We start from the raw sequence: 22,209 nt of genomic DNA on the forward strand, positions 1-22,209 counted from the left end.
GTCAGCTCGTGCCCGCCTTGGCGACCGCGGTGCCGATGGCCTCTGCGAGGTCGACGACGCGGGGCCCCCACCGGGAGGCGATGTCGTCGTCGAGCTGGATCACGCGGTCGTTCTTGACGGCGGACAGGTCCTTCCATCCCGGCCGCTTGGCCAGGGTGTCCTTGCTCTGCCGGCAGCACTTGACGTCGGCCAGGAAGATCAGGTCGGGGTCGGCCTGGGCGACGAACTCGGCGGACAGCTTGGGGTAGCCGCCGGCCGCGTCGGGCGCCTTGTCGGCGATGTTGGTCAGGCCGAACAGGCCGTAGATCTGGCCGATGAAGGTCTGGGACGTGGCGGCGTAGGGGGTGGTGTCGAGCTCGTGGTAGTAGGTGAGCTGCTTGCCCTTGGGCGCCTGGGCGGCCAGCTTGCCGATGGCGGCCTTCATGCCGGCGACGACCTCGTCCGCCTTGGCCTTGTTGCCGGTGGCGGCGCCGAGCTCGGCGATCTCCTCGTACGCCTCGTCGAGCTTCTTGGCGGACGGCTGGAACAGGACGGGCACGTTGACCTTGCCCAGCTCGGCCACGACCTTGTCGAGGTCGTCGGAGACGATGACGAGGTCGGGCTTCTTGGCGACGATGGCCTCGACGTTCGGCTTGAAGCCGGACAGGTCGGTCTTGGGAGCCTCGGGCGGGTAGTTCGACTGGTCGTCGACGGCGATGACCTGGGGGCCGGCGCCGATGGCGAACAGCGTCTCGGTGTGGGTGGCCGAGAGCGAGACGATCCGCTCGGGTTTCTTGGCGATGGTGACCTTGCCGTTGGCGGCCTCGACGGTGACGGGGAAGTCGCCGGAGGAGGCGGCGGTCGCGCCGGTGGTGGGAGCAGCGGACGGGGGCGCGGACGTGGTGGTGTCGCCGCCCTGGCCGCATCCGGCCAGGAGGAGCGTTCCCAGCAGCGCGCCCGCGAAGGCCGTGCGTACGGGCCTCACGAGAAGTCCTTTCACACTGTTCGGAACCGAGAGACCCGCGTTGAGGGACGGATCACCCTTTTCCACGAGGGTTGATGACGTCAGCGCGGAGGCAGGCGACCTGGCTATGACAGTTGCGGGACAGCGCCGGACTCGCACCGGACTTCGCTGCGCTCTGCGCATCGGACAAACGTTATCAATGCCCCAGATGCCGCCCGCGTCAAGGGGCGAGTTGGACCCGCGCCCCGGCGATGATCCGCTGCAACCTCAGGCCGTGGGCGGCGTCGAGGGGGTGGCCGCCGCCCGCGCGCACCGTCGTGGCGAACTCCTCCGCGATCGTCCCCAGCGGGTCGTCGTCGAAGTGCGGCAGGACGGCACCGCCCGCGCGGCCGTACACGGCGATCGTCTGCGGCGGCGGGTCGCCGGCGGCGGTCATGCACAGGGACACCTCGCTGACGCCGCCGCCCTCGTGCTCCAGCAGCAGCCCCACCCAGCCGAGCGGGTCGCCGTGCGCGCGCACGCCGGTGACCCGGCCGAGCGCGGCGTCCAGCACGTCGATCAGGTGCGGGCCGACGTCGAGGAGCGGGCCGTGCGCGCGCCGCCAGGGGGTGGCGAAGGGGTGGTCGCCGAGGAGCATGCCGGAGATGTTCGCGGCGTGGCCGCCGAACGGCTCGATCTCGGCGCAGCGGGCCAGGAACGCGCGGGTCTGCGGCGCGTACCTCAAGGTCAGGACCATCTGGGACGCCACGCCCGCCTCCGCGACGGCGGCGGCCACCCGCTCGGCCTGCTCCAGCGTCTCGGCCAGCGGCTTCTCCAGCAGCAGCGCCTTCCCGGCCCGGGCCGCTTGTACGGCGTACCCGGCCTGCACGGCGGGCGGCACGCAGAACGCCACGGCCTCGCAGTGCTCGAACAGCTCCTCCACCGTCGCGATCACCGGCGCCCCCAGCTCGGCGGCGGCCTCCGGCCTGCGGGCCCACACTCCGGCGAGCCGCGTGTGCGGCCCCTTCGCCAGCATCGGCACGTGCGCCATCCGCGCCCACGGCCCCGCCCCGATCAGTCCCACCGCCACCGGTTTTTGCAGATCGCTCATCGGTGCAACCTACGGCCGCGAGCGCCACCGCTCAACCGCGTGCTGGGGGCGGTGCGCGAGCGTCCCCGAGTCGATCACGAGGGTCTGGCCCGTCAGGCAGCGCGCCTCGTCCGAGCAGAGGAACGCCACGAGGCTCGCGACGTCGTCCACCGAGCAGGCCCACGGCAGCAGCCGCTCGGCCTGCTTGACGGCGAGCTGGTCGGGGGTCAGGGCGCGCTCGGCGGCCGGGGTCAGGACGAGGGCGGGCGCGACCGCGTTGCAGCGGATGCCGCGCGTGCCGTACATCGTCGCCACGTACCGGGTGAAGCCGAGCAGCGCCGCCTTCGACGCCCCGTACGCGGCGTGGACCGTGTCGCCCACCAGCGCGGACACCGACGAGGTGAGCACCATCGCGCCCCCGTCCGGCATGACGGGCACCGTGTGCTTGACCATGAGCATGGCGCCGCGCAGGTTGACCTCCATGGTGCGGTCCCAGACGGCCACGTCGAGGGTCTCCAGCTCGCGGTCCCGCCCGTACACGCCGTGGTCGAGCACGGCCGCGTTCGAGTGCAGGACGTCCACCCGGCCGAAGGAGGTCACCAGCGTCGCCACCGCCTCCTCCACCTGCTTGTCGTCGGAGACGTCGCAGGTCAGCGCCATCGCCGTGCCGCCGCGCGCGCGGATCGCCGCGGCGGTGGCCCGCGCGCCGGCCGTACGGAGGTCGAGCACGCCGACGCAGGCGCCCTCGGCGGCGAGGCGGGCCGCGCAGGCCGCGCCGATGCCGGACCCGGCGCCCGTCACGAGCGCCACCTTCCCGTCGAACCGCCCGCTCACCACTCCACCAGCAGCGACGTCAGGCCGCGGCCGACGATCGACCTGCGGTAGGTGATGTCCTGGCCGGGCGCGAGCCGCAGCCGCGGCAGCCGCCGCCCCAGCACCTCCAGTGCGGTACGCAGCTGCAGCCGCCCCAGCGCGGCCCCCACGCAGAAGTGGATGCCGTAGCCGAACACCAGGTGCTCGGAGGCGTTCGGCCGGTCGATCACGAACCTTTCGGGGTCGGGGAAGACGCTCTCGTCGTGCCCGGCCGAGTCGGTGGACAGCAGCACGAGGGCCGCGCGCGGGATCGTCACGCCGTGCAGGGTGACGTCCTCGGCCGCGTACCGGAAGGAGCCCAGCGAGGCCCCGTCGATGCGCATGCACTCCTCGACGGCGTTCGCCACCAGCGCGGGCGGCACCGGCCAGACGCCCTCGCGCAGCAGCCGCAGGACGGCGTTGCCGAGCTGATTGGGCACGGTGTCGTTGCCTCCGAGCAGGATCGTGGAGATCAGCTCGACGACCTCGCGGTGCGTCAGCTCGTCGCCGATGAGCGAGGTCATCAGGGACGTGAAGTCGTCCTGGGGGTCCTTGGCCCGCGCGGCGACCAGGCGGTCCACGTAGTCGAGGTAGGTCAGGAAGCCGCCGGCCAGCTCCAGCTGCCGCTCCGGCGGCTGCGGCGACAGGAAGAGCTGGAACCAGTCCTTGACCCGCGCCTGCACGAACGCCTCGTCCGCCTCCGGCACGCCGATGAAGCGGGCGGTCAGCTTGATCGACGGCTCGTGGCCGAGGTCGGTGACGAAGTCGGCGTGGCCGCGCGGGGCCAGCCGGTCGAGCAGGTCCTCGTTCAGCCGCCGGAAGTCCTGCTCCATGGCGGCCACCGCGCGCGGCGTGAACGCCTTCGACACCGACCGGCGCAGGCGCGTGTGGTCGGGCGGGTCCACGTTCGCCACGAAGCTGGACAGGAACGAGCCGTGCTCGCCGAGCTTGTCCCGCGTGGCGCGGGTCAGGCTGCGCGAGATCGTCAGCGAGCCCCTGGAGGAGAAGCGCCGGGGGTCGCTGTACGCGGCCCGCACGTCGGCGTACCGGGTCAGCACGTACGCGCCCAGGTGCTCGCTCTTGAACACCGGCGTCCGCGCCCGCAGCCCGGCCAGGAACGCGTAGGGGGCGGCGACGTGCCAGGCGGCGCCGACGTCGAAGTCCTCGATCATGGTGCCAGGATCCTCCGCGGGTTGACGACGAGCATCTGGTGGATCTGGTCGTCCGTGACGCCTCTCCGGCGCAGCGCGGGCAGCACGTCGCGGGAGATGTGCAGCAGGTGGTAGTGCGGGTGCCGCTGCCGGACGACGTCGGCGTCGAAGCGGTCGTTGAAGCAGTACGAGTCGTGACTTAAGACCATTTTTCCGGCGTGCCCCCGCGCGCACAGCTCCGCCACGATCGCCACCCGGTCCTCGAACGGGCTGATCGTCTCGATGCCGAACCGGTCCATGCCCAGGTACGACCCGTTCGCGACCAGCTCCTCCAGGTAGGCCACGTCCGTCGAGTCGCCCGCGTGCCCGATCACCACCCGCTCCAGGTCCACGCCCAGCGAGGCGAGCAGCTTCTGCTGGTCGAGCCCGCCCTTGGAGGCGCTGTGGGAGTGCGTCGTGATCGGCGCCCCGGTCTCCAGGTGCGCCTGCGCGACCGCCCTGAACACCCGCTCGCACCCCTTCGTCATCCCGAGATGGTCGGAGGCGCACTTCAGCACGGCCGCCTTGACGCCGGTGCGGCCGATGCCCTCCGTGAGGTCCCGTACGAAGAACTCGGCCAGCCGGTCCGGCCCGCCGAACAACGACCCCGGGCCCCGGTTGCCGAAGTACGGCGGCAGCGCGTCGTAGGTGTAGAGGCCGGTCGCGGCCACGATGTTCACGGAGGTCAGCTCGGCCACCCGCTGCACGGCCGGGACGTACCTGCCCAGGCCCACCACCGTGAGGTCCACGATGGTGTCGATGCCGGCGGCCTTGAGCGCGTCCAGCTTGCCCGCCGCCTCGCGCGCCCGCGCCTCCAGGTCCCAGCCTTCCGGGATGTCCGGCCAGTTCCACAGGATCTCGGGGCTCAGGCCGAAGACGTGCTCGTGCATGAGCGTCGCCCCGAGGTCGGCGACCGGGCCCCTCACGGTCTCAGGCACGGGAACCTCTCGTGCTCGAACGGCCGGTTCACCCGCAGCCCGAGCCCGTCGGTCTGCTTGTACGGCAGGCCCGTGTAGAGGGCGTCGGCGTCGAAGTAGGTGACGGTGAAGGACAGGCGCGGGGTCTCGCGGCGGTTGGCGGGGGCGCCGTGCACGGTCAGGGCGTGGTGCACGGTCGCGTCGCCCGCCTTGAGGTCGAGCGGCGGCGACAGCTCCAGCTCCTTCAGCCAGGGATGCTGGGTCAGCTGGTCGTCCCCGGGTCGGGTGAAGCTCCGGCCCAGCAGGCCGAGGCGGTGCGAGCCCTCGTAGAAGCGCAGCGACCCCATCTCGGCGGGCACGTCCGACAGGGCCAGCCAGACGGTCAGCATGGCCGAGCGGTCCATCGGCATCCACGGGAAGTCCTGGTGGAACTCGGTGGCGCCGTGCTCGCCCGGCTCCTTGACGAGCAGGTTGGTCACCTGCACGCGCACCGCCCGCACGCCGCGCAGCAGCCGGACGGCGGTGCGGCCCATCGCGGGGCTCATCGCCAGCGCGGCGAACGCCTCGTCACTCGCCGCGATGTCCCTGGACTGCCCGAACGCCTGGTCGACCAGGCTCTCGTGCCGCCGGGAACGCGCGTCGAGATATCCCATGGCCCGCTCACGCAGCTCGCCGACGACTTCGGGCGGAACCATCCGGGCGAGCCGCACCCACCCGTGCTCGTGGAAGAACGCCGCCTCGTCCTCGCTCGCCTGACGCACCGGGATCTCCATGCCCCCAGTCTGGCACCTAAAGCAAGCGCTTGGTAAGCCCCTGATCCGCTCCCGCCTCTCAGCGCACCTGCTCCGCCAGCCACGACGCCAGCGGCGCCACCCCGACGTCACCGCGGCGCACTCCTTCCAGGACCTCGACGGCCGTGGCAGGGTCCACCTTCGGCAGCGCGCCCCCGTTCAGGGCGAGAAAGCGCAGGGCCACCAGCCAGGCGAACGGACGGTTACGCTCGCTGAGAGCCTCGACGCGCAGGAGGCTGTGCAGAAGCGCGGCCGCCTTGCCCGCGAGCGACGGGTAGACATCGTCACCGATCACCGTGGCGGCATGCCTGGCCTGCGCCGCCACGAGCGCGCCGTAGTCGAGCACGCCCGGGTCGCCGGGCATCTCCTCGGCGAGGATCAGCATGGCGCGCACATCCATGGGGGTCACAGCCGCTCCCAGCGCTCAAGCCACTCGCCGTCCCGCTCGAGCACCTCCCCGATGAACTGGCGGGCCGCGGCGCGCTCGGCGTCGATATCGCGGCTGATCAGTGACGTGATGTAGTCCTGCACCGTTTGGCTGCGGTCAGCGGCTCGAGCCTTGATCTCCTCGAGCATCTGATCCGGCACTCGGATGTTCAACTGCTTCACCCTTTCATGCTAGCTCCTGCTAGCAACATCAAGAAGAACACGAAGTGTAGCCGCTCCACTCCGAATGGTCGCGGTTTCTGGAGAGCCGCTATGCTCCAAGCAAGCACTTGGTAGAAGCGGAGGCGGGTGTGCGGCGGTTCAGGTTCGGGGCGGTGGTGCGGCAGGCCGGGTCGGGGAAGGAGTGGGCGGAGAAGGCCAGGAGGCTGGAAGGGACCGGGTTCGACGTGCTGCTCGTGCCCGACCACCTCGTCGGCCCCAGGTTCGCGCCCGTCGCGGCGCTCACCGCGGCCGCCTGTGCCACCACCCGGTTGCGGGTGGGGACGCTCGTGTTCGCCAACGACTTCCGGCACCCGGCCGTGCTGGCCAAGGAGGCGGCCACGCTCGACCTGCTGTCCGACGGGCGGCTGGAGGTGGGCGTCGGGACCGGGTGGCTGGCCGGCGACTACGCGGGCGCCGGGCTGGCGCTGGAGCCGCCCGGGGTGCGGGTCGAGCGGCTGCGGGAGGCCCTGGCCGTGCTCAAGGGGCTCTGGGGCGAGGGGCCGTTCCATTTCGAGGGACGGCACTACCGGATCGCGGGGCTGGACCAGCGGCCGAAGCCGCTGCAACAGCCGCGGCCGCCGCTGGTGATCGGGGCGGGCGGGGCCAGGATGCTGCGGCTGGCGGCCGAGGAGGCCGACGTCGTGAACATCGGGACGCGGGTGCGGCCCGACGGCAGCGGACCCGATCCGCGCGACGCCGAACCGGAGGCGCTGCTCGGCAAGCTCACCGCCGTGCGGGAGGCGGCCGGGGAGCGGTACGCGCGGCTCGAACTCGGCACGAGCGTGCTGCAGGTGGGCGAGCGGAAGGCGGAGGAGGCGTGGAGCGCGGCCGACAGCGGCCCACTGGAGGGGACGCCGCAGGTGCTCCTCGGTACGCGGCAGGACATCGCCGACAAGCTCCGCTACTGGCGGGACGAGCATGATATTTCGTATTTCGTGGTGCATCACGAGCGGGATCTCGCCGCCTTCGAGCCCGTCGTGGAAGACCTGGCATCAAGGTGAAAACCGGCGTGCCCGATGATGGGACACATGAACGACATGCTGCTTCTCCGGCACGGTGAGACCGAATGGAGCAAGGCGGGCAGACACACCGGCCGTACCGACCTGCCTTTGACGGAGCACGGCGAGGAGCAGGCCAGGGCCCTGGCGCCCGTGATCAAGGAGACGTACGAGCTGGTGCTCGTCTCCCCCGCCCAGCGCGCCCGCCGCACGGCGGAGCTGGCCGGGCTGAGCGACTACGAGGTGGACGCCGACCTGTGGGAGTGGGACTACGGCGGCTACGAGGGCATCACGACGCCGCAGATCAGGGAGACCAGACCCGGATGGTACCTGTGGCGTGACGGCGTGATCCCGGGCGACGCCGAGCATCCCGGCGAGAGCGCGGCGCAGGTGGGCGCGCGGGCCGACCGGGTGATCGAGCGGGCCATGGCGGTGGAGGGCCGGGTGGCGCTGGTGGCGCACGGGCACTTCCTGCGCGTGCTGGCCGCCCGCTGGCTGCGCCTGGCGCCCGAGGACGGCAGGCTGCTGAAGCTGGACACGGGCACCTACTCGCGGCTCGGGTTCGAGCACGCCGAGCCGGTGCTGCTCAACTGGAACGCCCCCGTGTGCTAGCGACTCAGACCTTCGTGCGCAGGGCCGACTCGTGCAGGGCCCGGCTCACCAGCCAGCCCCGTAACGAGCCCAGGCTGGGGTCGTAGGACAGCGGCTGCTCCCAGAGCGCGCTGAACACGTGCTGGGTGACCTCCTCCGCGTACGCCTGGCTGCCGGTGACCTTGACGGCGACGCCGTACACGTACGGGCCGTGCTGGTCGTAGGCGTCGGCCAGCGCGTCGAGGTCGCCGGCCGTGAGGCGGGCGCACAGGTCCATGTCGCTCATCAGTCGCATCCCAGCGTCGCGGCGGCACGGACGAGGTCGCGGGCGAGCGCGGGGTCGCCCTCGGCGGCGTACGGGAAGCAGCCGGGCAGCCACCGGTTGGCCAGCAGCCGGCAGAAGTCGACGGCGTCGGCCGAGAGGAGCACGCCGACGTGGTCGGAGGCCGGTGAGAGCGGGATCGTCCAGGTGCCGCCGCCGGGGCCGGTCAGCACGATGGTGACGGAGACGTCGCGGCGCGGCCCTTTCGCGTTCATGGCGCGCGGCAGCAGCGCCAGGCCGAACTCGGCGATCATGCGCACGTGCTCGGGCCGGGGCGCGGCTCTGGAGCGGTCGGTGGCGGCCCTGATGTCGTCGGCGTGCGTCCACGTCTCGAACGTGCGCTGCACCAGGGCCTGGCGCAGCGGCGCGCGAACGGGGACGGGGCTCGGGCCGGCCAGCGTCACCTCCACGTCGAGCAGCACCGCGCTGCCGGCGGAGACGCGTTGCAGCAGGGATCCGGCCTGCTCGCGCCAGCGCCGGTGGACCGGCGCGGCGGGCGCGGCCACCTCCGTGCGGGGCACGCCCATGAACGCGGCCACGGTGGCGTCGTTGGCGGCCAGATGCTCGACCAGGCCCCTGACCGTGCCGTGCCTGGCGATGGGAGCCTCCCAGTCGGGCGGGCTCAGCTCGCTCAGCAGGTCGTCCATGAGCGCGACCTGCTCGGCGTAGGGGGCGGCGACGGTGGCGACGGGCGTGACGGCCGGGCTGCGGCGCCGCCGCGCCATGGACAGCACGGCCTCGCGCAGCGGCGCGGGCGGCCTGACGGCCGTCTCCGGCTCGTCGAGCAGCGCGATGGCGGCACTGCAGTCGGGGCACGAGGAGACGTGGTCGTCTGGGCTCTGCCCGTTGTAGAGGTAGGAGTCCGTCATGGCCACCTCCGCAGCCGACGCTAACCCGGCGGGCTCCCTGGCGCCAGGCGGCAGCCGGGGAAGGGTGCCAGAAGCGTCTCACGCCAGCGGCCCTCAAGGTAGTCGCGGGCGCGTTTTCCCCAGTCGAGCAGCCGGAGGTCGGGCTCGACCTCGTCGTCGAGGCCGAGCGCCGCGTCGCGGGCGCGCTGGGTGGCGAGGTGGTCGTCGAGGGAGACGGCCCAGACGGTGACCGCCTCGGTGTCGCAGAAGAGCACTTCGTACAGGCCGACGAGGGTGTGGCCGTGCTCGGCGAGCAGCGGGGCCCGTTCGGTGCGTACGGCGTGCAGGTAGTCGAGGGCGGCGCCGGGGCGGACGCGGGCGTTCTCGAACAGGTAGAGCTCGGCGGCGGGCGCCTGCCCGAGCGGCGGGCAGCCGGGTGCGGCGCCGAGCGGCCGGGAGTACGCCGAGAAGCGCAGGTCGTCGATGTCGGACAGGAACAGCCGCTCGTCCACGCCCTGGTAGATCTCCATCATCTGGCGCCAGCCGCCGTCCCAGCCGCCATGGCAGTCCCACAGGGTGACGGCCTTGAACTGGGGGTGCCCGGTGATGCCGACGGCGTAGAAGGCGCCGACGAGGTCGATCTCGCGCGAGCGGATGGACATGCCGGAGGTGAGCTGCGGGGCGGCGCGCTCCTCGTCCTCGCGTTTGTAGCGGGTCAGCCAGGTGAGGTACTCCAGCGGGCGCCTGGAGTTCATGGGCCGGAAGTCGACCTCCTCGATCAGGTGGATCGCGCGCCGCACCACGCCTCCTCCGCCCCGAAAAGCGTCACCAAGCGATTGCTTGGGACAAGAGGATAGGCGATCAGGCCAGCGCTTGGGAAGGCTGCGGCCCCCGCCCCGTCAGCCATTCCAGGACCCGGCGGTGCCCGGACGCGGCGTCCTCGAAGTGACCCCAGTGCCAGTAACGCGGCTGGTCCCTGATGCCGGTCACCCAGGTGCGGTAGGAGACGGAGGCGCCCGTGGTCGCGGGCGCCACGCCGTATGTGCGGATCACGACCTTGCCGCCCGGCGCGAACAGCACGTCGTCGGCGATCGGATACAGAGTCATCTGGTCGAGCATGACCCGATCCTGGCCAAGGGACGAGGCCGGGCGGTTACGCCACCGGCGCGCCCTCGTTACGCGAGGCGCGCCGGTGTGAACATGCTGTTACACGAGGAGGCCGTCGAACTCTCCGTCCTTCACCCCGAGCACCAGGGCCCGGATCTCGTCGCGGGTATAGATGAGGGCAGGGCCGTCGGGGAAGCGCGAGTTGCGCACCGCGATGCCCCCGTCGGGGAGCGCGGCGAGCTCGACGCAGTTGCCCTGCGAGTTGCTGTAGCGGCTCTTGCGCCAGGCGACCTGGGTGAGGTCAGCCGCCGGCATGCCGTTGTAGGTCTGGTTCATCTACATCTTTCTGAGAAGACCGCCGATGAGCTCGACGGTGCCCCCTGGCGTGGTGCTCTCCACGCACAACTGCTCCATGGCCGTGAGGTACGGATCGATGTCCTCACGTTTGTCCAGGTACAGGGCACCCCAGAGCTGCTCGACGTAGACAACGTCCGACAGATCGGACTCGGGAAACCGCAAGATGCTGAACGCGCCCCCTTCAGCGGCGTGCTTGCCGAATCTGAAGGGCATCACCTGGATGGTGATGTTGGGAAGGGCAGCGACTTCCAGCAGATGCTGGAGCTGCTCGGACATGACCTCCCGCCCGCCGATGGTCCGCTTGAGCGCCGCCTCGTCGATGACGGCCCACAGCCGGGGTCCGTCTTTCTGGGTGAAGCGCTCCTGGCGCTGCATGCGCATGTGCACGCGCCGTTCGATTCTCTCGGGACTCGCATCGGGGTTGCCAAGCTGGAAGACCGAACGCGCATACGAGGCCGTCTGCAGCAGGCCGGGCACGAACTGCACCTCGTAGGTGCGGATCACGCTGGCGGCCTCCTCCAGGCCGATGTACGTGGTGAACCACGACGGCAGCTCGGCCGAGTACTTGTGCCACCACCCGGGGGTGTTGGCCTCGCGAACCATCTCCAACAGGGCACGGCGTTCGGCATCGTCGACGACGCCGTACAAGGTGAGCAGGTCTTCCACGTCACGTGTCTTGAAGCCCACGCGGCCGAGCTCCATGCGGCTGATCTTGGACTCGGACGCCCGGATGTGGAATCCGGCCTGTGCCCGGTCCAGCCCGCTGGCCTCGCGGAGACGCCTGAGACTCGCCCCCAGCATGATGCGCCGAACGGTTGAACCGGTCCCGGGCGGATCAATCGACACGTGCTGCTCCTTGGTCGTTTCCTTGCAACACGGCGGGACCGCACCGTTCTCGGCGGCGCCCACCGCACGTAGCGAACTGCACCCGCGATTGCCCCTTTTGTACGGGCGACCGCAGGGTAGCGGAGTATGCACCTACAGTCTGTCACTTCACGGCCGAAAGATCATGGGCCGCGGACAAGATCCCCTTTCCCCCATATTGACCATTTGAGGGCAACCGTAGCGCGTGCACGAGTTGTCTGCACGTGCATTCGCTCTTGCACCTGCACGAGAGTTTGAAGCAGAATGATCACGTGCAACCCACCACGGCACACGGCCAGTGGACCACGTTCGATTGGTGGCCCCCTGTCGGCTGGTGGCCGGAGGCCGCCCGCGATCTGCTGGTCCCCGGCCCGTCCATGAGTGCCACGTTCGTGCTCCCGCCCACCGCCGCCTCGGTCCATTCCGCCCGCAGCTTCACCGTGGGCGCGCTGACCGGCTGGGGTCTCGGCGAGCTGGCCGACAACATGGAGCTGGTGGTCTCCGAGCTCGCCACCAACGCGCTGCGGCACGGCCTGTGCCTCGACGACCCGTGCCGCCAGCGCTCGGTCCACATGTCCCTCGTCCGCCGGGGGCCGCTGGTGACCAGCGCCTTCACCGATCCCGGCTCCTCGGTGCCGGTGCTGCGATACCCTGGCCCCCTTGACACCGGCGGCCTCGGACTCCACATCGTCGAATCGCTCAGCCTCCGCTGGGGCTGGTCCGCACTCGCGCCTCACGGAAAGATCGTCTGGGCAGTCCTCTCCTGACCGGGGGTGATCTGCATTACCGTGGATGGTCATGGCTCACGGTGAGTCCCGCGCGCGACCCCATGAGAGTGCTGACAGATGGAAGATCACCTGCTCGGCTGGCTGCGAACACTGGACGAGGACAGGCTCGGCCGCATCCTGGCCAACAGGCCTGACGCCATCGCCGCGCCCTGGCCCAGGCGGCTCGACACCCTGGCCCAGCGGCTCGGCAACGCCGTCGCCGTGATCGAGACCCTGCGCCGCCTGCCGTTGCCCTGCCTCCAGGTGGCCGAGACCGCCCTGGCCATGACCCGCCCCACCCCCGAGTCGCTGGCGCGCTTCCTGAGCAGCCCGCCCGAGGAGGTGGCGCCCTGGCTGGAGCACCTCTACGACCACGCCCTGGCGTGGCCCGACGACGAAGGCGTCATCCGGCTCGCCGAAGGCGTCTCCCGCTGGTGGACCGCTCCGCTCAGCCTCGGCGAGCCCCTCAGCCACTACCTCAACGCCTGGTCGATCAGCAACGACGCGCTGCACACGCTCGCCCGCAACCTCGGCCTGCCCGTGCAGGGCAACAAGCGCCGCATGATCGCCCGCGTCATCGAGGCGCTCAGCGACACCGACCGCGTCAGGGCGCTGATGCGCCACGCCCCCGAGGGCACCGTGCCGCTGCTCGACCGCTTCGCCTGGGACGGCCCCGCCCTCGCCGTCGACGGCGCCAGGTTCGTCAGCCCGGGCACGCCCGAGCGGTGGTGCGCCGACCACGGCCTGCTCTTCCGGCCGAGCTGGCACAAGGCCGAGATCCCCCGCGAGGTGGCGATCTGCCTGCGCGGCTCCGGCTACCACCCGGCCTTCCTGCCCGACGCGCCCGAGGTGGCCACCATCCCGGTCGACCCCGAGGAGGTCGACCACCTGATGACGCTGGCCGCGCCGCACGTGGTCGAGCGCTGCGCGGCCCTGCTCGACAACGCCTCCAAGACGCCGCTGCCGCTGCTGAAGACCGGCGGCGTGGGCGTGCGTGAGATCCGCAGGGTGGCCAAGGAGACCGGCTGCGACGAGGACGAGACGCGCCTGCTGCTCGAAGTGTGCGCGGTGGCCCGGCTGCTGGCGTGGGACGAGCCGTCCGGCGGCATGATCCCCACCGAGCGCTTCGACCGGTGGCGCCTCGACGAGGGCTCGGCCCGGCTGCGGGTGCTGCTGGCCGCGTGGTGGCGGATGGAGCGGTCCTCGCTGCGCAAGACCGACGGCAAGTACGGCACCCTGCTCGGCGACGACCCGGCCGGCCCCGTGCTCGCCCAGGTGCGCCGGGCCGTGCTGGCGGTGCTCGCCCACCTGCCCGCGGGCACGGCCTTCGCCGACCGCGACAGCCTGATCAGCAGCGTCCACTGGCACGCCCCGCTGATCGACCGCGACCTGCTGCGCGAGTGCGCGCCCGCCGTGCTCGACGAGGCCAGGCTGCTCGGCCTGCTGGCCAACAACACGCTGACCGACCTCGGCCGCGCCCTCGCGGGCCTGACGGCCGGGCCCGGAGACGAGAACGACGACGCCGTCCCCATGGTCGAGCACGACCCGATGCTGGCCGAGGCGGCCACGAGGGCGCTGGCCAGTGTGCGCAGGAGCGCGTTGTTCGGGCCCGACCTGACCGCGGTCGTCACGGGCCCGCCGTCGGCGGAGCTGGCGGCGCTGCTCGACCGCTGCGCCGACCGCGAGTCACGGGGCGCCGCCTCCGTGTGGCGCTTCACCACGCCGAGCGTGCGGCGCGCGCTCGACCAGGGCTACGACGCCGACGAGCTGCTCGACGAGCTGGCCGGGGTGGGCACCATCCCGCAGCCGCTCGAATACCTGGTCCGCGACACCGCCCGCCGGCACGGCGAGGTGACGGTGTCCACGGTCGGGTGCGTGGTGCAGGCCACCGACACGGGGCTGCTGGCCGAGATCGCCGCCAACCGGCGGCTGATCCGGCTGGGCCTGCGGCTGCTGGCGCCCACCGTGCTGGTCAGCGCGGCGCCCGCCGACCGCACGCTGGCGGCGCTGCGCGAGGCCGGCTACTCCCCCGTCCCCGTCTCCGACACCGGCGAGATCACCATCCACCGGGTCAGGGCCGAGGAGAGCGCCCCCGGCAAGCTCATCCTGCTGCCCGGCGGCCAGGTGGCGGAGCTGTCGGAGTTCCCCGGCCTGGCCGAGTACGGCGCGCTGCCCCACATGCTGGCCGAGCCGCCGCCCGACCCGTACGAGCACGCCCGCCGCCTCGTCGCCGCCGGCCGCGCCGACGACGAGAAGAACGGCCGCACCTGGGCGATCATCGGCAGGATGGCGACCAGGCTGCCGACGGCGCAGCAGTCGCTGCTCGGGTTCGTGGTCGACCGGGGCGTGCGCGCCGGCATCACGCTGGCCGACGGGCTGACCGCGACGATCAGCCACGGCGAGCTCAAGGGCGGCGCGCTCGACGCCTGGTGCGAGGAGGCCGGCGACTACCTCGAATTCCCCCTCGCCGAGATCGTCGAGGTGCGCGGGGCTTACTGAAGCGGCTTCGCCTTCTTCAGGTTCGCCACCAGCTCCTCCAGGAACGTCGCGTACCCCTGGTAGCTGAAGGGAGCCTCGGCCGACCACGGGTAGAGCTGGCCCGCCTTGACCGCGGGGAGCTTGGCGAACGTCGGCTTCTTCATCATCTCCTCGGGCTTGAGCGCCTGCGTACGCGTGTCGTAGAGGATCACGTCGGCGTCGTACTCGTCGGCGTTCTCCCAGCTCAGCGTCTGGAAGAAGCCGCCCTCGTCCACCTTGGCCGGGGTGACGACGTTCAGCCCCGCGTTGACCATGTGCACGATGTCGGGGTACTCGGGCGGGTTGACCACCCAGAACGCGTCGGCGCCGCCGGACACGAGCAGGACCTTGAGGTTCTTGAACTGGCCGAGCTCCTTGGTGGCCGCCTCCATGCGGGCCTTGGCCTCGGGCACGCCCTCCATGCCGGCGCCGAGCGACTTGGCGAGCTCCTCGTACCTGCCGATGACCTCGGTGGCGCTCTTGCCGGTGAGCATGATGCCGGCGGTCGGGGCGACCTGCTCGATGGTGTCCTTGGACTTCTCGGGCACGTACCAGAGGGTGCCGTTGATGTACATGCTGCTGACGAGCAGGTCGGGCTGCAACGCGATGTACTGCTCGACGTTGAACTCGTCCCACACGTTGCCCAGGCCCGTGACCTTGGTGATGTCGACGTTGCCGGCCTGCGGGTCCTTGCTGCCGTCCTTCAGCTTGTGCGGGCCGAACACGCCGATCGGGCGCACGCCGAAGTCCCACAGGGCGGCCGCGGCGCCCACCTGGGCGACGATCCTGGTGGGGACCTTGGGCTGCTCAAGCTTCTTGCCGCGGTCGTCGGTGAACGTCCACGCCCGGGCGGGGGCGGCGGACGAGGCCGCGGCCCCGGGGCTCGCCTGCGTGGCCGTCCCGCCGTCACCGCATGCCGCGAGTGTCAGGGCCGTCGCGAGTCCTGCCGCGCCCGCCAGGAAGCCCCTGCGAGCCAGTACCGGTCCCGACATGTACATCTCCAATGGTTAGGCTTGCCTTCTTGTACGGGCATTAGATTAGCCTTGCCTAAGTTTGACTCGCTACGAGAGGGGGTCGGGTGCGCCCGGCTGAGATAACGGTCACGGCCGGAGCGGAACAGCGGGACGGCGGGCCCGACGACGGGCGCAAGGCCAAGGGGCGGCCCTCGGTGCTCGTCGCCGGGCTGATCGTCACGGCCGGCGTGCTGGCGCTGGTCGCCATGGCGAGCGTGGCGCTGGGCGCCCGCTCCGTGTCGTTCTCCACCGTGATCGACGCGTTCGTGGCGCCGGACGGCTCCAGCGACCACACCGTCATCCGCGAGCTGCGCGTCCCGCGCACGCTGCTCGGCCTCGGCGTCGGCGCCACGCTCGGGCTGGCCGGCGCGCTCATGCAGAGCCTGACCCGCAACCCGCTGGCCGACCCCGGGCTGCTCGGCATCGACCAGGGCGCCGCGCTCGGCGTCACGCTCGCGCTCGGCCTGTTCGGGCTCACCGACCCCGTCGTCTACGTGTGGTTCGCCTTCGGCGGCGCGGCGCTGGCCTCCGTCGTCGTCTACGCGCTGGCCTCCGCCGGCCGCTCCGGCTCCAGCCCCGTCCGCCTGGCCCTGGCCGGAGTCGCGTTCGGCATGGTCTGTACGGCCATCGCCTCCGCCATCCTGCGCATGGACCCCCAGACCTTCGACCGCATGCGGTTCTGGCTGACCGGCTCGCTGGCCGGGCAGACGGCCGACACGCTGGTCCGGCTCGCCCCGTTCATGATCGCCGGGCTCGTGCTCGGGCTGCTCCTCGCCAGGCCGCTCAACATGCTCGCCCTCGGCGACGACGCCGGCAAGGCGCTCGGCGTGGCCGTGAACAGGACCAGGATCCTCACCGGCGTCGCCGTCACCCTGCTGTGCGGCGCCGCCACCGCCGCGGCCGGGCCGCTGGTGTTCGTCGGGCTCATCGTGCCGCACGCCGTGCGCGCCCTGGTCGGGCCCGACCAGCGGTGGGTGCTGCCGTACTCGGCGCTGGCCGCGCCCGTGCTGCTGCTGGGCGCCGACGTGATCGGCCGGCTCATCGCCCGGCCGGGAGAGGTGCAGGTCGGCATCGTGTGGGCGGTCCTCGGCGCGCCGATCTTCATCATCCTCGCCCGGCGGAAGAGGGTGGCGGCGCTGTGAACGTCCGCGTCGGCCCCTGGTCCGTACGGCTCGCGCCGCGCGCCCTGCTCGTCAGCGTCGTCCTCGTCGCGGCCGGCTTCGCCGTCACCGTCGCCGCCCTGTCCACGGGCGAGTTCACCGTGCCCGTCCCCGACATCATCTCCGCGATCTTCGGGCAGGGCACGCCCGTCGCCGAGCTCATCGTCGGCAAGCTGCGCGCCCCCCGCGTGGTGACCGGGCTGCTCGTCGGGGCCGCGTTCGGCCTGAGCGGGGCCATCTTCCAGAGCCTGACCCGCAACCCCCTCGGCAGCCCCGACTTCATCGGCTTCACCGCCGGCGCCTCCACCGGCGGCATCCTCGCCGTCGTCGCGGGCGGCTCCGCCATGACGATCGCCGGCGGCGCCCTGGCCGGCTGCGTCGTGACCGCCGTCCTCGTGTACGCGCTCGCCTACCGGGGCGGCGTCCAGGGCTACCGGCTGGTGCTGGTCGGCATCGGCGCGAACGCGCTGCTGCTGGCGGTCAACTCCTACCTTCTCACCAGGGCCAACATCAACGACGCCGCCAACGCCGGCGCCTGGCTCACCGGCAGCCTCAGCGGGCGCGGCTGGGACCACGCCGTCCCCGTGGCGCTGGCGCTGCTCGTGCTGCTGCCGCTGTGCGCGTTCATCGCCCGGCCCATGCGGATGATGGAGATGGGCGACGACGCCGCCAAGGCCATGGGCATCAAGGTCGAAGCCGTCCGCGCCGTCGCCGTCACCGCCGGCGTGCTGCTCGCCGGCGTCGCCACCGCCGCCGCCGGGCCCGTCGTCTTCGTCGCGCTGGCCGCGCCGCAGCTCGCCCGCCGGCTGACCCGCTCCCCCGGCGTGACCCTCGCCTCCTCCGCCCTCATGGGCGCCGTGCTGCTCACCGCCGCCGACCTGGCCGCCCAGCGCGTGCTCGCCCCCACCCAGCTGCCCGTCGGTGTGCTGACCGCCGCCATCGGCGGCACGTACCTCGTCCTGCTCCTGCGAAAGGATCGCCGCTGATGGACTGCCGTCTCTCCGGCACCGGCCTCACCCTCGCCTACGACCAGCGCGTCGTGGCCACGGGCCTGAACGTGACGATCCCCGACGAGTCCTTCACCGTGATCATCGGCCCGAACGCCTGCGGCAAGTCCACCCTCCTGCGGGCGCTGGCCAGGATGCTCAAGCCCAAGACCGGCGCCGTGCACCTCGACGGCGAGGTCATCACCTCGCTGCCGTCGAAGGAAGTGGCGCGGCGGCTGGGCCTGCTCCCCCAGAGCTCCATCGTCCCCGACGGGATCACCGTGGCCGACCTCGTCGCCCGCGGCCGCTACCCGCACCAGAAGCTCATGCGGCAGTGGTCGAAGGCCGACGAGGCCGCCGTGTCGGAGGCCATGCGCGCCACCGACGTCGCCGAGCTCGCCGACCGGATCGTGGACGAGCTGTCGGGCGGGCAGCGGCAGCGGGTGTGGCTGGCCATGGCGCTGGCCCAGGAGACGCCCATCCTGCTGCTCGACGAGCCCACCACGTTCCTGGACATCTCCCACCAGATCGAGGTGCTGGATCTGTGCGCGGACCTGCACGAGCAGGGGCGGACGATGGTGGCGGTGCTGCACGACCTGAACCAGGCCTGCCGGTACGCGACGCATCTGATCGTGATGCGCGGCGGGACCATCGTGGCCGAAGGGGATCCCACCGAGATCGTCACGCCGGAGCTGGTGCGGGAGGTGTTCGAGCTGCGCTGCGAGATCATCCAGGACCCGCAGTCGGGCACGCCCCTCATCGTCCCCGAGGCCCGGCGCCGCGTCCCCGCCTCGTCCTGACGCCCCCTCCCGCCGTACTTCGGCGGGGTCCTTCTGGGGAGGAGGGAGGGCGAGGCACGCGTCGCCTTCGCCCCCTCGGGCGCCATCGCGCATCGCTCCATCCCGCGCCTCGCGCCGCCCGCACCCCGCGCCTCCGCAGCGGTGGGATCGGGCCGTGCGCCGCGCCTTCGCGCGCCCCCGGAGCCGGGCCACGCTCCACCCCACGCCGCGCGCCGCGCTGGACCCCGGGGCCGGGCCGTGCGTGCGGGGGGTCAGGTGAGGGTGGTGGCGAGGGTGGTGAGGGCGGTGAGCGTGCGGTCGCGGCCGTATTCCGTCTGGAGGACGTCCGCCAGCTCCGCCTGCATCGCCGCCAGCAGCGTGTGCGCCAGGACGTCGGCGTCGCCGCCCCTGGACTGGGCGAGCAGGATCGCCACGTGCCGGTGCCAGAACCAGTAGGACCCGATACGGTAGCGGGCGCCCGGGCTGGCCGTCTCCGACATGCGGACCAGGTCGAGGTGGGCGAACAGGAAGTCGAGGTAGGCGCGGACGAAGGCGACCAGCCGCTCGCGGGCGGGCGCGCCGGGCCCGAGCGGCGGCGGCCCGGACAGGATGCGCTGCTGGAGGTCGCGCTCGCGTGCGTCGAGCAGCGCGACCGCCAGCCCCGCCTTGTCACCGAAGCGCCGGAACAGCGTGCCCTTGCCGACGCCGGCCTCGGCCGCGACGGCGTCCATGGACACCGCGTCCACGCCTTTCTCGGCGAACAGCCGCGCCGCCGCGGCCAGCACTTTCTCCCGGTTGCGTGCCGCGTCCGCCCGCTCCTGGACGGGCCGGCTCATGAGCAGCTCCAGCGATGTCTCCCGCACCATCCGGACTTTAGTCCAAATCATCGGCGCTGGAACGCGCCAAAGGACGTGGAAGGAAATCCATCCGCGGGCGACCCTCTGCCGAATGCTCACAACGGCTTCACAGGGGGAGACCACATGGACCACGCCGTCGTCATCGGGGCGAGCATCGCGGGCCTGCTGTCCGCCGCGGCGCTGCACCGCAGGTTCGCGCAGGTCACGGTGCTCGATCGGGACGCGCTCCCGGCGGTGGACGCCCATCGCAGGGGCGCCGGGCAGAGCCGGCACGCGCACGGCCTGCTCGCCAGGGGCAGCGAGACCATGGACGAGCTGCTGCCCGGCCTCTCGGCCGAGCTCGTCGCGCAGGGCGCGATCAGGGGCGACCTTCAGGACCGGGCCCGCCACGTCCATGCGGGCCGCCGCCTGGCGCGGGGCCACAGCGGGCTGACGGGGCTGCTGGTCAGCCGGCCGCTGCTCGAAGGCCAGGTGCGGCGCAGGGTGAGCGCCTTACCGGGGGTGCGGGTGCTGGCCGAGCGGACGGTCACGGGCCTGCTGACGCGGGCGGGCAGCGTCACGGGGGTGCGGCTGGCGAGCGGGGAGGCGATCCCGGCCGACCTGGTCGTGGACGCCTCGGGCCGCGGCTCGCGCACGCCGTTCTGGCTGGGCGAGCTGGGCTGCCGGCCGCCGCGCGAGGAGCGGGTGGCGATCGACCTGAGGTACGCGACGCGCGAGTTCCGCCGCCGCGACGACCATCTCGCCGGTGACCTGGTCGCCGTCGTCGCGCCCACGCCCGAGGTGCCGCGGGCGGGGGTGGCGCTGGCGCTGGAGGACGAGCGCTGGGTGGTGACGCTGGCCGCCTACGGCGAGGACCCGCCGTTCGCCCCGGCCGACTTCGCCGCCTACGCCGCCACCCTCACCGCACCGGACCTGCACCATCTGATCACGGCCGCGGAGCCGCTCGGGGAGCCGCGGGCGTACCACACGCCGGCCGCCATCAGGCGCCGCTACGAGCGGCTGACCTCCTTCCCCGGCGGCCTGCTGGTCACCGGGGACGCGGTCTGCGCGTTCAACCCGCTGTACGGCCAGGGCATGACGGTCGCGGCCATGGAGGCCAGGGCGCTGCTCGACCCCGACCTGGGCGCGGCGGCGTTCTTCCGCCGGATCGCGGCCGTCGTGGACACCCCGTGGGAGCTCACGGTCGGCGCCGACCTGCGCATGCCCGTCGGTGACGGGCGGATGCCGGCGAAGGCCCGGCTGATCGGCGCCTACCTCGACCGCTACCACGCGGCCGCCGCGCACGACGCGGAGCTGACGCGCCGCTTCCTGCGGGTGACGAACCTCTACGACCCGCCGCAGTCGCTGATGAGCCCTCCGGCGCTGCTCAGAGTGCTGCGCAGCGGCGCACAGCGAGCAGTGCCAGTGCCCGCGTGACGTCGAGCAGCTCCTTCAGCTCGACCTGCTCCCTGGGGGCGTGCGCGAACCGCACGTCCCCGGGGCCGTAGTGCAGCGTCGGGATGCCGCCCGCCGCGTAGAGCCGCAGGTCGCTCCCGTACGGCGCCGCCGTCTGGGCGGGCCGGGCCCCGGTCGTGTCCTCGACGGCCCGGCCGACCTGGTCGAGCAGCTCGTGCCCGGCCGGCAGCCGGCCGCTGGCGAACTGCCCGCCCGGCCAGGTCACGACCGGCGGGTTCGCGCGCAGCCACGGGTCGGCGACGTCCGCGACCGCCTCCTCGAACGCCGCCCGCGCCGCCGCCGGGTCCTCGTCCAGCCGCACGCCGAGCCGCCCCTCGGCGACCAGCAGGTCGGGCACGGTGCTGGCCCAGTCGCCGGCGTGCACGGTGCCGATCTCGATCGGGTACGGCATCGCGTTGCCCGCGAACAGCTCGGGCACGTCCCGGTTGCGCTCGGCCTCCAGCCGCCTGATCGCCTGGAACACGGGCCAGAACGCCTCGATCGCGTTGACGCCCTCGTAGCGGGTGGCGCCGTGCGCGGCCCGCCCGGCGATCTCCAGCCGGAACGTCAGCGCGCCCGCGTTCGCGGTGATGATCGCGCCGCTGGTCGGCTCGCTGATCACCGCGGCCTCGGCCGTGTGCCCCCGGTCCAGGGTGGCGAACGCCCCCAGCCCGCCGTCCTCCTCGCTGATCACGCAGTGCACGGCCAGCGGCCTGGCCAGCTCGATCCCGGCCTGCTTGATCGCGTGGGCCACGGCCAGGTTGGCGACCAGGCCGGCCTTCATGTCGCAGGCGCCCCTGCCGTGCAGGGTGCCGCCGGTGATGCGGGCGGCGAACGGGTCGCTGCCCTCCCACTTGGCCAGGTCGCCGGTCGGCACGACGTCCACGTGGCCCTGCAGCGCCAGCGCGGGCGGGCCCTCGCCACCCGGGGTGACGGCCACGACGCCGTACCCCTCCCCCCTCGGCGCCTCGGTGCCGGGGAAGCCGGGGCGGGCGGTCAGGTCGCCGAGGTCGAGCTTCCAGACGTCCACGTCCATGCCGGCCTCGGTGAGCAGGCGGGCCATGCGGTGCTGCAGGTCGGACTCGGCGTCGGTGCCGGTCACGCTGGGGACCCTGACGGTCTCGGCCAGCAGGTTCACGGTCCAGGTCTCGTCGATGGCGTTCAGGACCCGGGCTTCTGCGTCGTGCATGGTGCACACC

The 22,209-nt window shown here is 72.4% G+C and carries 25 protein-coding genes; 8 read left to right on the plus strand and 17 right to left on the minus strand.

What is annotated here, in order from left to right:
- Nucleotide 1 precedes the first annotated feature (1 nt).
- The 8 genes from HCN51_RS15530 to HCN51_RS15565 all read right to left on the minus strand — a co-directional run bounded on the left by HCN51_RS15530 (nt 2) and on the right by HCN51_RS15565 (nt 6,371).
- Nucleotides 2-964, minus strand: coding sequence for an ABC transporter substrate-binding protein (locus HCN51_RS15530; protein ID WP_168010316.1), 963 nt, complete (start codon nt 962-964; stop codon nt 2-4).
- Between the two features lie 199 nt (nt 965-1,163).
- Nucleotides 1,164-2,033, minus strand: coding sequence for a Gfo/Idh/MocA family protein (locus tag HCN51_RS15535; protein ID WP_168010317.1), 870 nt, complete (start codon nt 2,031-2,033; stop codon nt 1,164-1,166).
- Nucleotides 2,034-2,042: 9 nt separating this feature from the next.
- Complete coding sequence (locus HCN51_RS15540) at nt 2,043-2,846, minus strand: SDR family oxidoreductase (RefSeq protein ID WP_168010318.1); 804 nt, start codon at nt 2,844-2,846, stop codon at nt 2,043-2,045.
- On the minus strand, nt 2,843-4,036 hold the full coding sequence (locus HCN51_RS15545; protein WP_168010319.1) for a cytochrome P450: 1,194 nt from the start codon (nt 4,034-4,036) through the stop codon (nt 2,843-2,845). Before HCN51_RS15545 ends, HCN51_RS15540 begins: the two co-directional genes overlap by 4 nt.
- Nucleotides 4,033-4,992: a phosphotriesterase gene (locus tag HCN51_RS15550; RefSeq protein WP_168010320.1), complete on the minus strand. Its 960-nt coding sequence runs from the start codon at nt 4,990-4,992 to the stop codon at nt 4,033-4,035. The genes HCN51_RS15545 and HCN51_RS15550 overlap by 4 nt, the downstream gene beginning before the upstream one ends.
- Nucleotides 4,977-5,744, minus strand: a complete 768-nt coding sequence (locus tag HCN51_RS15555; RefSeq protein ID WP_168010321.1) for a phytanoyl-CoA dioxygenase family protein — start codon at nt 5,742-5,744, stop codon at nt 4,977-4,979. Before HCN51_RS15555 ends, HCN51_RS15550 begins: the two co-directional genes overlap by 16 nt.
- A 58-nt stretch (nt 5,745-5,802) precedes the next feature.
- Complete coding sequence (locus tag HCN51_RS15560) at nt 5,803-6,171, minus strand: fic family toxin-antitoxin system, toxin component (protein WP_168010322.1); 369 nt, start codon at nt 6,169-6,171, stop codon at nt 5,803-5,805.
- On the minus strand, nt 6,168-6,371 hold the full coding sequence (locus HCN51_RS15565) for a hypothetical protein (protein WP_080041313.1): 204 nt from the start codon (nt 6,369-6,371) through the stop codon (nt 6,168-6,170). The genes HCN51_RS15560 and HCN51_RS15565 overlap by 4 nt, the downstream gene beginning before the upstream one ends.
- Nucleotides 6,372-6,499: 128 nt before the next feature.
- Here HCN51_RS15565 and HCN51_RS15570 point away from each other — a divergent pair, with 128 nt between their 5' ends.
- Together HCN51_RS15570 and HCN51_RS15575 are read left to right on the plus strand one after the other, a co-directional pair.
- A complete protein-coding gene (locus HCN51_RS15570) occupies nt 6,500-7,411 on the plus strand; it encodes a TIGR03621 family F420-dependent LLM class oxidoreductase (RefSeq protein ID WP_168010323.1) in 912 nt (303 codons plus the stop codon).
- 27 nt (nt 7,412-7,438) lie between these two features.
- A complete protein-coding gene (locus HCN51_RS15575; protein ID WP_168010324.1) occupies nt 7,439-8,020 on the plus strand; it encodes a histidine phosphatase family protein in 582 nt (193 codons plus the stop codon).
- Between the two features lie 4 nt (nt 8,021-8,024).
- Here HCN51_RS15575 and HCN51_RS15580 read toward each other — a convergent pair whose 3' ends face one another.
- The 6 genes from HCN51_RS15580 to HCN51_RS15605 form a co-directional block, all read right to left on the minus strand.
- The gene (locus tag HCN51_RS15580) at nt 8,025-8,285 is read right to left on the minus strand and encodes a sigma factor (protein WP_168010325.1); all 261 of its coding nucleotides are present in this window, start codon (nt 8,283-8,285) and stop codon (nt 8,025-8,027) included.
- The gene (locus tag HCN51_RS15585) at nt 8,285-9,190 is read right to left on the minus strand and encodes a maleylpyruvate isomerase family mycothiol-dependent enzyme (protein ID WP_168010326.1); all 906 of its coding nucleotides are present in this window, start codon (nt 9,188-9,190) and stop codon (nt 8,285-8,287) included. Before HCN51_RS15585 ends, HCN51_RS15580 begins: the two co-directional genes overlap by 1 nt.
- Before the next feature lie 20 nt (nt 9,191-9,210).
- Nucleotides 9,211-9,969 (minus strand): hypothetical protein, encoded by a 759-nt coding sequence (locus HCN51_RS15590; protein WP_168010327.1) that lies wholly within the window; start codon nt 9,967-9,969, stop codon nt 9,211-9,213.
- A gap of 61 nt (nt 9,970-10,030) precedes the next feature.
- Nucleotides 10,031-10,276 (minus strand): 3'-5' exonuclease family protein, encoded by a 246-nt coding sequence (locus HCN51_RS15595; RefSeq protein ID WP_230465429.1) that lies wholly within the window; start codon nt 10,274-10,276, stop codon nt 10,031-10,033.
- A gap of 99 nt (nt 10,277-10,375) precedes the next feature.
- Nucleotides 10,376-10,612, minus strand: coding sequence for a DUF397 domain-containing protein (locus tag HCN51_RS15600; RefSeq protein ID WP_080041320.1), 237 nt, complete (start codon nt 10,610-10,612; stop codon nt 10,376-10,378).
- On the minus strand, nt 10,613-11,434 hold the full coding sequence (locus HCN51_RS15605) for a helix-turn-helix domain-containing protein (protein WP_168010388.1): 822 nt from the start codon (nt 11,432-11,434) through the stop codon (nt 10,613-10,615). It abuts the gene before it with no gap.
- 335 nt (nt 11,435-11,769) lie between these two features.
- Here HCN51_RS15605 and HCN51_RS15610 point away from each other — a divergent pair, with 335 nt between their 5' ends.
- Nucleotides 11,770-12,264 (plus strand): ATP-binding protein, encoded by a 495-nt coding sequence (locus tag HCN51_RS15610; RefSeq protein ID WP_080041321.1) that lies wholly within the window; start codon nt 11,770-11,772, stop codon nt 12,262-12,264.
- Nucleotides 12,265-12,342: 78 nt separating this feature from the next.
- Nucleotides 12,343-14,763, plus strand: a complete 2,421-nt coding sequence (locus HCN51_RS15615) for a helicase-associated domain-containing protein (protein ID WP_168010328.1) — start codon at nt 12,343-12,345, stop codon at nt 14,761-14,763.
- Here HCN51_RS15615 and HCN51_RS15620 read toward each other — a convergent pair.
- The gene (locus HCN51_RS15620) at nt 14,757-15,773 is read right to left on the minus strand and encodes an ABC transporter substrate-binding protein (RefSeq protein ID WP_168010329.1); all 1,017 of its coding nucleotides are present in this window, start codon (nt 15,771-15,773) and stop codon (nt 14,757-14,759) included. The two genes, HCN51_RS15615 and HCN51_RS15620, sit on opposite strands and share 7 nt — an antisense overlap.
- 86 nt (nt 15,774-15,859) lie before the next feature.
- On the opposite strand from HCN51_RS15620, the gene HCN51_RS15625 reads away from it, so the two are divergent.
- The 3 genes from HCN51_RS15625 to HCN51_RS15635 are packed head-to-tail and all read left to right on the plus strand — an operon-like array spanning nt 15,860 to nt 18,740.
- The gene (locus tag HCN51_RS15625; RefSeq protein ID WP_346433658.1) at nt 15,860-16,936 is read left to right on the plus strand and encodes a FecCD family ABC transporter permease; all 1,077 of its coding nucleotides are present in this window, start codon (nt 15,860-15,862) and stop codon (nt 16,934-16,936) included.
- Nucleotides 16,933-17,940 carry an iron chelate uptake ABC transporter family permease subunit gene (locus HCN51_RS15630; protein WP_168010330.1) on the plus strand — a complete coding sequence of 336 codons (1,008 nt, stop codon included), beginning with the start codon at nt 16,933-16,935 and terminating at the stop codon, nt 17,938-17,940. Before HCN51_RS15625 ends, HCN51_RS15630 begins: the two co-directional genes overlap by 4 nt.
- Nucleotides 17,940-18,740 (plus strand): ABC transporter ATP-binding protein, encoded by an 801-nt coding sequence (locus HCN51_RS15635; RefSeq protein WP_168010331.1) that lies wholly within the window; start codon nt 17,940-17,942, stop codon nt 18,738-18,740. Before HCN51_RS15630 ends, HCN51_RS15635 begins: the two co-directional genes overlap by 1 nt.
- Before the next feature lie 251 nt (nt 18,741-18,991).
- On the opposite strand, the gene HCN51_RS15640 is transcribed toward HCN51_RS15635, so the two are convergent.
- Complete coding sequence (locus tag HCN51_RS15640; protein ID WP_206067044.1) at nt 18,992-19,585, minus strand: TetR/AcrR family transcriptional regulator; 594 nt, start codon at nt 19,583-19,585, stop codon at nt 18,992-18,994.
- A gap of 114 nt (nt 19,586-19,699) precedes the next feature.
- On the opposite strand from HCN51_RS15640, the gene HCN51_RS15645 reads away from it, so the two are divergent.
- Nucleotides 19,700-20,992: an FAD-dependent oxidoreductase gene (locus HCN51_RS15645; protein ID WP_168010332.1), complete on the plus strand. Its 1,293-nt coding sequence runs from the start codon at nt 19,700-19,702 to the stop codon at nt 20,990-20,992.
- On the opposite strand, the gene HCN51_RS15650 is transcribed toward HCN51_RS15645, so the two are convergent.
- Nucleotides 20,943-22,199 carry an ArgE/DapE family deacylase gene (locus HCN51_RS15650; RefSeq protein WP_168010333.1) on the minus strand — a complete coding sequence of 419 codons (1,257 nt, stop codon included), beginning with the start codon at nt 22,197-22,199 and terminating at the stop codon, nt 20,943-20,945. The genes HCN51_RS15645 and HCN51_RS15650 overlap by 50 nt on opposite strands.
- Between the last annotated feature and the right edge of the window lie 10 nt (nt 22,200-22,209).

The organism is Nonomuraea composti (assembly GCF_012034275.1).
GTDB classification, from domain to species: Bacteria; Actinomycetota; Actinomycetes; order Streptosporangiales; family Streptosporangiaceae; genus Nonomuraea; species Nonomuraea composti.

What these genes read in the sequence shown, in the direction of transcription:
- HCN51_RS15580 (WP_168010325.1), bottom strand. Translation starts at nt 8,285, where the DNA reads ATGAGCGACATGGACCTGTGCGCCCGCCTCACGGCCGGCGACCTCGAC.
- HCN51_RS15600 (WP_080041320.1), bottom strand. Translation starts at nt 10,612, where the DNA reads ATGAACCAGACCTACAACGGCATGCCGGCGGCTGACCTCACCCAGGTC.
- HCN51_RS15575 (WP_168010324.1), top strand. Translation starts at nt 7,439, where the DNA reads ATGAACGACATGCTGCTTCTCCGGCACGGTGAGACCGAATGGAGCAAG.
- HCN51_RS15615 (WP_168010328.1), top strand. Translation starts at nt 12,343, where the DNA reads ATGGAAGATCACCTGCTCGGCTGGCTGCGAACACTGGACGAGGACAGG.
- HCN51_RS15555 (WP_168010321.1), bottom strand. Translation starts at nt 5,744, where the DNA reads ATGGAGATCCCGGTGCGTCAGGCGAGCGAGGACGAGGCGGCGTTCTTC.
- HCN51_RS15595 (WP_230465429.1), bottom strand. Translation starts at nt 10,276, where the DNA reads ATGACTCTGTATCCGATCGCCGACGACGTGCTGTTCGCGCCGGGCGGC.
- HCN51_RS15640 (WP_206067044.1), bottom strand. Translation starts at nt 19,585, where the DNA reads ATGGTGCGGGAGACATCGCTGGAGCTGCTCATGAGCCGGCCCGTCCAG.
- HCN51_RS15620 (WP_168010329.1), bottom strand. Translation starts at nt 15,773, where the DNA reads ATGTCGGGACCGGTACTGGCTCGCAGGGGCTTCCTGGCGGGCGCGGCA.
- HCN51_RS15545 (WP_168010319.1), bottom strand. Translation starts at nt 4,036, where the DNA reads ATGATCGAGGACTTCGACGTCGGCGCCGCCTGGCACGTCGCCGCCCCC.
- HCN51_RS15535 (WP_168010317.1), bottom strand. Translation starts at nt 2,033, where the DNA reads ATGAGCGATCTGCAAAAACCGGTGGCGGTGGGACTGATCGGGGCGGGG.
- HCN51_RS15635 (WP_168010331.1), top strand. Translation starts at nt 17,940, where the DNA reads ATGGACTGCCGTCTCTCCGGCACCGGCCTCACCCTCGCCTACGACCAG.
- HCN51_RS15585 (WP_168010326.1), bottom strand. Translation starts at nt 9,190, where the DNA reads ATGACGGACTCCTACCTCTACAACGGGCAGAGCCCAGACGACCACGTC.
- HCN51_RS15645 (WP_168010332.1), top strand. Translation starts at nt 19,700, where the DNA reads ATGGACCACGCCGTCGTCATCGGGGCGAGCATCGCGGGCCTGCTGTCC.
- HCN51_RS15650 (WP_168010333.1), bottom strand. Translation starts at nt 22,199, where the DNA reads ATGCACGACGCAGAAGCCCGGGTCCTGAACGCCATCGACGAGACCTGG.
- HCN51_RS15605 (WP_168010388.1), bottom strand. Translation starts at nt 11,434, where the DNA reads ATGCTGGGGGCGAGTCTCAGGCGTCTCCGCGAGGCCAGCGGGCTGGAC.